The sequence below is a fragment of the Suttonella sp. genome (assembly GCF_056855035.1).
In genome coordinates this window covers 51,874-60,373 of record NZ_JBXGGR010000036.1, presented here as the reverse complement: position 1 = coordinate 60,373, position 8,500 = coordinate 51,874, and the positions used below count along the sequence as shown (strand labels likewise).

Here is an 8,500-nt window from a genome sequence, read left to right as displayed (position 1 = left end):
CGCCTTCTTCAACATGGTCTAACACACTTGCGAAATGCTTGACATCTGCCTGAATGGCTGGCGTAACGTGGATTTGTTCAATAAAGCCTTCCGCATCCGTACGCGCATGCAGTTTGTAACCCAATAACCAATGTCCGCTTTTAATCGTCCATTTGGCATCGACAGCTTTGCTCGCCCGCGTATCGCTTACTTGGATTTTGGTTTGTTCCTGATTTTCAGTATTTTCTTTTACTTCAATGGCTTTCTTGAGTTTACTGCCTGCAGTTTGGGTAATGGTGGCATCTACAATGGCGGTTTGGGCTTTTTCCACTTTGAGTTTGTTTTGTGCCAGTTGTTGGTTGATTTGTTGATTAAGTTCGTCCAATAGACCATCTTGCATCAGCCAGTTACGAAAACGGTTGAGTGTGCTGTGGTCAGGCTTGTCATTTCGTCTGGAAATTGACAAAAAATCATGAAATCCAATCGAGTAACCAGACTGCGTTCCAACTCAGGGTCGGAAAGACTGTGCCATTGTCCCAACAATACCGCACGAAACATCGGCAACAACGGATAAGCAGGACGACCACCATGGTCGCGCAAATCAGCCACTTTTTTACTGGCAAGTGTGTGTTCAATGGCTTGCCAATCGAGCAGTTGGGTGATTTTAAGCAAGGGGAAACGGTCAGCGTATTGATTGAGCAGGGTTTGGGCGGAGTAGTAGAAAAAGCTGCTCATGGAAAAGTCCTCTAAATTCTGGGTTGGGGAGAATTTAGAGGATTTTTTGGGGTTTTGCAAAGGTTTCAGTCTAACAGAGTGATTCTGCTAGTCTAGAGCCAATAAAATTTTTTTTAGCAAATCGCTTTCAAAACTCAGCGAAATCTACTACTATCAGCCTATTGCAGCCACCTGAAAAATCAAGAAAGGGGGAGAGATGACTACAAGCGCCGAACAGCTTCAACAAGCACAAGCTCTTGGTATTGCGTCGTCATTTTCAGCATTTAACGGAGAGCGGCAAATCGTCGATACTGCGGTGCTTGAACAATTCATCACCCTGCTGTCTTTACCTCCTGCCCAAGCAGAAGATTTTTGCGATGTATTCGTGATTCCGGCAGAGCAAAGCTATTGCCTCAAGCAAGCCGCGCTGAATGCAAATTTAGTTGACGAAGCCGGCAATCGGCAATCGTTATCCCTTAACGAAGACGGTATTTCCCTTCCGCCGCTGGCAATCGGCTATTACGAATTGCAAACCGATAGCGGCAAATTCTTTATTATCAGCGCACCGCCGCAGTGCTATGAAGCGCCGGCACTTTCTCAAGACAATAAGCTCACAGGGCTGAATGTGCAGCTATACAGCCTGCGCTCCGAAAACAATTGGGGCATCGGCGATTTCGGCGACCTTCAGACCCTCGCCGAACATTTTGCCGGCAAAGGCATAGATTTTATCGGGCTGAATCCCCTGCACGCGCTTTTCAGCAGCCATCCCGAATGGGCAAGCCCTTATAGCCCCACTTCCAAAAGCCGCTTGAATGCGATTTATCTTGACGTCAATGCGGTGCCTGAATTTCAAGTTTGCCCGAATGCGCGGCAGTGGTGGAAAAGCACGGACACGCAGGTGCGCTTAAGCGCTTTGCGCGCAGCCGAATATGTGGATTACGTCGGCGTATTTGCTTTAAAGCAGCAAGCTCTTGAGCTGGCTTTTGCTTATTTTCAAGACCGCCAAGATACTCAAACGCAGGCGCGGCGCGAAGCTTTTGCCGCTTTTGTACAAAAAGGCGGCAAAGATTTGTACGGTCATGCCGTGTTTGAGGTTTTAGACCGGCATTTCCAGTCGCAAAGCGCGCAGACGCAGCAAGCGCCGCAGCGTGAAGAAGATATGGGCTGGCTGGCTTGGGCGGATGATTATCAGCATATAGATAGCCCTGCGGTGCAAGCCTTTATTAACGAACATCAGGCGGAAATCGATTATTGCCTGTGGCTGCAATGGCTGACTGAAGAACAATTGGCGCAAACGCAGGCCCTTTGCCAAGCAGCAGGTATGTCTATCGGACTGTACGGCGATTTGGCGGTAGGCGTGGCGCGCGGCGGTTCAGATACATGGACGCAAAGAGAATCTTTCTGCTTGAACGCCAGCGTAGGCGCACCGCCCGATCCGCTGGGTCCGCAGGGACAAAATTGGCAATTGCCGCCTTTGCATCCGCAATTATTGCGCCGCCATGCTTACGGCATTTTTATCGACATGCTGCGCGCCAATATGCGCCATTACGGCATGTTGCGCATCGATCATGTGATGGCTTTCGAGCGCCTGTGGTGGATTTTGCAAGAGCAAGGCGCCGATAAGGGCGCTTATGTGCATTATCCCTTAGAAGAAATGATGGCGATTTTGGCGGTGGAAAGTCAGCGCGCGCAATGCGTGATTGTCGGCGAAGATTTGGGTATTGTTAGCAATCAAATGCGCGCCGCTTTGCGCCGATACGGCGTCTATTCCTTTGCCGTGCTGTATTTTATGAAATCAGACGGCGAACATATCGCCCCTACCGATTGGGCGGCAAAAGCGATTGCGGTCGTCAGCACGCACGATTTGGCTCCGCTCGTCGCTTATTGGCAGAGTGAAGATATTGATTTACTTCGCGATTTATCCGTACTCAAGACTGAAGAGCAATATCTCTCGCTGATACGCGAACGCGCGCAAGACAAATGCAGCCTCAGCCAGCAATTAGGTTACGGCAAAGTGCAGGAATACAGCGCCGATTTGGTCACGCAGCTGCATACTCATGCTGCCGCTGCGGCGGCGCAACTCTTCGCTTTTCAATTAGAAAACCTTCTGCCTTGTCATGCGCCTTTTAATGTGCCGGGCATTAGCCGAGACTATCCGAATTGGCGCGTCAAACTGCCCTTTACCTTAGAAGATTTGCTAGCAAATTCAGCACTTAGCGCACAAGTCGCCGCTATTATCAAGGCACGCCGTCACGACGCAACAGCCGCTCAAGCGCTCAATCCGCGTCTATCCACCGACAGCCAAGAGCAGCAAATCATCGATGCCCTGTGCGAAGCGCGCCTTGCCGATCCTTTTGCCTATTTGGGCGCGCATGCGTACTCGCAAGGCATCATCGTGCGGACTTATCAGCCTGAAGCCGGCAAAGTCGAGCTATGCATCGGCGAAGAAAGCTATTTGATGCAATGTATCGATAAGCGCGGCGTCTTCGTCCGCTATCTTGCCGACTATGCGCCTTTTACCCATTATCAACTGCGCGTCTATCACGACAAGCGCCACCGCCTGATTGAAGATCCCTACCGTTTCGGCGCCGCTTTGGGCGAATTGGACAATTGGCTCTTGGCGCAAGGACGGCATCTGCGCCCTTATGAGCAATTGGGCGCGCATCTGTGCTGTCTTGACGGCGTAGCAGGAACGCGTTTCGGCATATGGGCACCCAATGCCCTGCGCGTATCCGTGATCGGCGATTTTAACCAATGGGACGGGCGCCGCCATCCGATGCGTCTGCACCCTGGTAGCGGGATATGGGAATTGTTTATTCCGCAGATTGGGCGCGGCGAGCTCTATAAATTCGAGATATTAGATACCCGTCATCATTGCCATATCAAAGCCGATCCCTATGCTTTTGCCGCAGAATTGCGCCCCGCCACCGCTTCCAAAATCAGCGGACTGCCCGAAAAGATTGCGCCTAATCCGCAGCAACAAGCCCGTCTGCAAAGCAGCCAGCCGATTAGTATTTACGAAGTCCATCTCGGTTCTTGGCGGCGCAATACCGAGAATAATTTCTGGCTGAATTACCGGCAAATTGCCGATGAACTGATTCCTTATGTCAAATCGATGGGCTTTACCCATATCGAGCTGATGCCCATAGCGGAATTTCCCTTCGACGGCTCTTGGGGCTACCAAGCTACCGGGCTTTACGCGCCCACCAGCCGCTTCGGCGATCCTGAAGGTCTGCGTTTCTTGATTGAGCGTGCTCATGAGGCGGGAATCGGCATCTTACTCGATTGGGTTGTAGGACATTTCCCCGATGATGCCCACGGTTTGGCGCATTTTGACGGCACCGCCCTATACGAACATGCCGATCCGCGCGAAGGCTATCATCAAGATTGGAATACCCTGATTTTCAATTACGGTCGCCATGAAGTGCGCAATTTCCTTTCCGGCAATGCCCTGTATTGGATCGAGCGCTTCGGCATTGACGGTTTGCGCGTCGATGCCGTGGCGTCGATGATTTACCGCGATTACTCGCGCGCCGAAGGACAATGGATTCCCAACCGCTACGGCGGACGTGAAAATTTAGAAGCCATCGATTTTTTAAGAGAAACCAATCAGATGCTGCGCGCGCAAACAGGTGCCGGCAGCATTGCCGAAGAATCCACTTCCTTTATGGGCGTAACCCATCAAGACGGTCTTGCTTTTGATTATAAATGGAATATGGGCTGGATGAACGATACTCTGCGCTATATGCGGCAAGACCCCGTCCACCGCAAATACCATCATCAGCTTATGACCTTCGGCATGATGTACCAATACAGCGAGCAATTCATGCTGCCGCTCTCGCATGATGAAGTCGTGCACAGCAAAGGTTCTTTACTGGATAAAATGCCGGGCGACTGCTGGCAGAAATTCGCCAATCTGCGCGCCTATTACGGCTATATGTGGGGCTATCCCGGCAAAAAACTGCTCTTTATGGGCAATGAATTCGCCCAAGGGCGGGAATGGAATTATCAGGAAAGTCTGGATTGGTATTTGCTCGACGAAGCCCATGGCGGCTGGCATAGCGGCATGCAGGCATGGGTACGCGATTTAAATCATTTCTATCAAGCCCAAGCCGCCTTATTCGAGCAAGACTATCAGCCGCAAGGCTTTGAATGGCGTGTCGTCGATGATGCCGAGCAATCCGTCTTTGCCTTTGAGCGCATTGCCGCTAATGGCGCGCGCATTTTAGTGGTGAGCAATTTTACGCCCGTACCGCGTCATGATTACCGCATCGGCGTGCCGCTGTCAGGCTATTACCGCGAAGCCCTGAATTCCGATGCCACCTGCTATCAGGGCAGCGGCATGGGCAATCAGGGCGGCGTTGCCAGCGAAGCCGTTGCCGCGCATCAGCAGCCGCATTCTATCAAGCTTACCTTGCCGCCGCTGTCCACCTTATTTTTTGTCTTGGAAGCGCAATGAAATATTTTGCTGGACAGCCGCAACCCTTAGGCAGCCGCATTTGCCGCCACGACGGCCTGGAAGGCGTTAATTTCGCCGTCTTCAGCCAACATGCGCGACGTATGGAATTATGCCTTTTCACCGCTACAGGGGAAAAACGCTATCCCATGCAGCGCAGCGGCAATATCTGGCATTGCTTTATCAGCGATATTGGCGCCGGTATGCATTACGGCTACCGCGCCAACGGCGTCAGCAATCCGCGGCAAGGACATTATTTCAATCCGCAGAAACTCCTGCTTGACCCTTATGCCAAGCAAATCAGCCATGCGCCCGATTTTTCCACTGCCGACAAACTGGCGGTTTTTCAGATAGACACATGGCATGATAGCGCCGCAGTCGCGCCCAAAGCGATTGTGAGCGCTGAAAGCGCTTTTGACTGGCAGGGCATTTCCCGCCCCGCCATTCCTTGGGCAGAAACCATTATTTATGAGGCGCATGTAAAAGGGCTGACGCAGCAGCACCCCGACATTCCCCGCGATATTGCCGGCACTTACGCCGCCCTCGCCCACCCTGCCCTGATTGCGCATTTGCAGCGTCTGGGCATCAGCACATTAGAACTGCTGCCGATCAATTTTGCCGCCGAAGAACCGCATCTGCAAGCCATCGGATTGCGCAATTACTGGGGCTATAACGTCTTAGGACATCAGGCTCTCAATTCGCGCTATGCCGCCACCGAACACCCGATAGAAGAATTGCAAACCGCGATTCGCAGCCTGCATGCCGCCAATATCGAAGTTATTTTAGACGTCGTCTTCAATCACAGCGCCGAAGGCGATCAGCGCGGTGCGACATTGTCATGGCGCGGATTGGACAATGCCAATTACTACTGGATAACGCCCGCCGGCGAATACGAAAACTGGTCCGGCTGCGGCAACAGTTTCAATGCCAACCAAGACGAATGCCTGACATGGATTATCGACAGCCTGCGCTATTGGGCGGATACCTTCCAAATCGACGGCTTCCGCTTCGATTTGGGCAGCATATTGGGACGCAATCCCGCCTTTAGTCCGCAGGCAGCCTTTTTTGCCGCCATTGCCGCCGACCCTGTGCTTTCCCAACTCAAAATGATTGCCGAACCTTGGGACATCGGCTTAGGCGGCTATTGTCTGGGGCAATTCCCGCCGCCCTTTGCCGAATGGAACGGTAGCTACCGCGACACCATGCGCGGCTTTTTCCTGCGCCATTCCGGCTATCTTGCCGAATTTGCCGAACATTTTGCCGGTAGCCAAGCAGAGTTCGGACACAATCAGCGCCCCTTAAGCGCCAGTATCAATTTCATCACCGCCCACGACGGCTTTACCTTACGCGATTTGCTCAGCTATGAGCAGCGGCATAATCATGCCAACGGCGAAGACAATCGCGACGGCCATCAGCACAATCTCAGCTGCCACCACGGAATCGAAGGCGAAACGAAAGACCGCGACATACTTGCCGCCCGCGCCAAAAGCAGCCGTAATCTGTTGGCAACTTTGCTGCTTTCTGGCGGCACGCCGATGCTTTTGGCAGGCGACGAATTCGGCAATTCGCAGCAAGGCAATAACAATGCCTATTGCCAAGACAATCCCATCGCTTGGCTGGATTGGGCGAGAGCCGATCAATCTCTTATCGACAGCACCGCCGCCCTCATCGCCCTGCGCAAAGAAATTCCGCTCCTGCGCCACGGCGAAGACTGGAGCAACGCCAATATCCAATGGCTGAACAGCGCAGGCGCGCCCATGCAACATCAAGATTGGTATGACAATGACAACCCCACTCTTGCCATTCTCATGCACCGCCGCTGGCTCGTATTAATCAATCCGCAGCCGCAAGCGCAGCGCTTTGTGCTGCCGCAAGGACAATGGCAGCTGCTTTTTGCCGGCAGCGGCATCAAGGATTTCACTTACACACAATCCGTCGAACTCACGCCAATGGAGGTACGCGTGTTGAGGCAATAGTTTTTTCATTTTTTTAGAGGAGAACCCATGAATACCAACACCAACACCAGTGCCCCCTATTCCGCGCAAGACCTCGCTAATGATACCCTCGTGCTGATTCTGGCCGGCGGACGCGGCTCGCGTTTATACGAACTCACCGACAAACGCGCCAAACCGGCGGTTTATTTCGGCGGCAGCCGCCGCATTATCGATTTCGCCTTATCCAACTGCATCAACTCCAATCTGCTGAAAATCGGCGTAATCACCCAATATGCCGCCCATTCCCTGCTCCGCCATTTGCAGCGCGGCTGGTCCTTTCTGCCTTATGAGCGCAATCAATACATCGATATGCTGCCCGCCCGCCAGCAATTGGACGACCAGACTTGGTATCGCGGCACTGCCGACGCCGTTTATCAAAACATGGCGATGATGAAATCGCATTACCGCCCCAAATACGTGCTGATTTTAGCCGGCGATCACATCTACAAAATGGACTACATGCAAATGCTGATTGATCATCTCGAAAGCGGCGCGCGCTGCACCGTGGGCTGCATCGAAGTCTCGCGCGATAAGGCGCATGAATTCGGCGTCATGTCCGTCAATGAAAAACTCAAAGTCCAAGCCTTTGTGGAAAAACCCAGTGATCCGCCCGCCATGCCCGACCGCCCCAATTACTCCCTCGCCTCGATGGGCATCTATGTTTTTGACGCCGACTATCTTTATGATATTCTCGACCGCGAAGTCGTCAATCCGCAGACTTCGCATGATTTCGGCAAAGACATCATTCCCAAAGCCGTGGAAGAAGGCACGCTCTACGCCCATCCCTTCGAACGTTCCTGCAAAGGGCGCAACACCACTGGCAGCATCTACTGGCGCGATGTCGGCACGATTGACAGCTATTGGTCGGCGCATATGGACTTGGTCAGCGAAAAACCGCAGCTGGATTTATACGACGACACTTGGCCCATTCAAGGCCGCCCGCAGCAAACCGCACCGGCGCGCTTTTTCTACCGCAAACCGCGCGAACGTACCCTCGACAATTCCCTGATTAGCGGCGGCTGCGTGATTACCGATGCGGAAATCAGCAATTCCGTATTATTCTCGCGCTGCACCGTGCAGGAAGACAGCATTATCGAATACAGCGTTTTACTGCCGCAAATCACCGTCGGCAAAAATTGCATACTGCGCCGCTGCGTCATTGACCGCCACTGCGTGATTCCGGACGGTATGCAAATCGGCGTGGATGCCGAAGAAGATGCACGCCGCTTCCGAGTCAGTAAAGAAGGCATCGTTTTGGTCACGCGCAAAATGCTGGACAAACTCAAGCCGGAAAACGAACGCGATGTGGACATCGGTCTGCAACATACCATTTAACCCTAAGAAAAGGCCGGTACTC

General features: G+C 52.7%; 5 protein-coding genes. 3 read left to right on the top strand and 2 right to left on the bottom strand.

All coding sequences use genetic code 11. The annotated features are described in order from the left end of the window. A partial coding sequence (locus tag ACJHVI_RS03410) for a transposase (RefSeq protein ID WP_483183220.1) occupies positions 1-445 on the bottom strand: 445 nt, incomplete at its 3' end. Further along, positions 379-714 carry a transposase gene (locus ACJHVI_RS03405; RefSeq protein WP_483183219.1) on the bottom strand — a complete coding sequence of 112 codons (336 nt, stop codon included), beginning with the start codon at positions 712-714 and terminating at the stop codon, positions 379-381. The genes ACJHVI_RS03410 and ACJHVI_RS03405, both read right to left, overlap by 67 nt. Before the next feature lie 196 nt (positions 715-910). Here ACJHVI_RS03405 and glgB point away from each other — a divergent pair, with 196 nt between their 5' ends. Genes glgB through glgC form a run of 3 tightly spaced genes read left to right on the top strand, consistent with a single transcriptional unit; the run spans position 911 to position 8,478 of the window. Continuing rightward, positions 911-5,152, top strand: coding sequence for a 1,4-alpha-glucan branching protein GlgB (glgB, locus tag ACJHVI_RS03400; protein WP_483183218.1), 4,242 nt, complete (start codon positions 911-913; stop codon positions 5,150-5,152). After that, positions 5,149-7,125, top strand: a complete 1,977-nt coding sequence (gene glgX, locus ACJHVI_RS03395; protein ID WP_483183216.1) for a glycogen debranching protein GlgX — start codon at positions 5,149-5,151, stop codon at positions 7,123-7,125. Before glgB ends, glgX begins: the two co-directional genes overlap by 4 nt. Positions 7,126-7,152: 27 nt before the next feature. Then, positions 7,153-8,478 carry a glucose-1-phosphate adenylyltransferase gene (gene glgC / locus ACJHVI_RS03390; protein ID WP_483183214.1) on the top strand — a complete coding sequence of 442 codons (1,326 nt, stop codon included), beginning with the start codon at positions 7,153-7,155 and terminating at the stop codon, positions 8,476-8,478. The last annotated feature ends 22 nt before the right edge of the window (positions 8,479-8,500 follow it).

What these genes read in the sequence shown, in the direction of transcription:
- glgB (WP_483183218.1), top strand. Translation starts at nt 911, where the DNA reads ATGACTACAAGCGCCGAACAGCTTCAACAAGCACAAGCTCTTGGTATT.
- ACJHVI_RS03405 (WP_483183219.1), bottom strand. Translation starts at nt 714, where the DNA reads ATGAGCAGCTTTTTCTACTACTCCGCCCAAACCCTGCTCAATCAATAC.
- glgX (WP_483183216.1), top strand. Translation starts at nt 5,149, where the DNA reads ATGAAATATTTTGCTGGACAGCCGCAACCCTTAGGCAGCCGCATTTGC.
- glgC (WP_483183214.1), top strand. Translation starts at nt 7,153, where the DNA reads ATGAATACCAACACCAACACCAGTGCCCCCTATTCCGCGCAAGACCTC.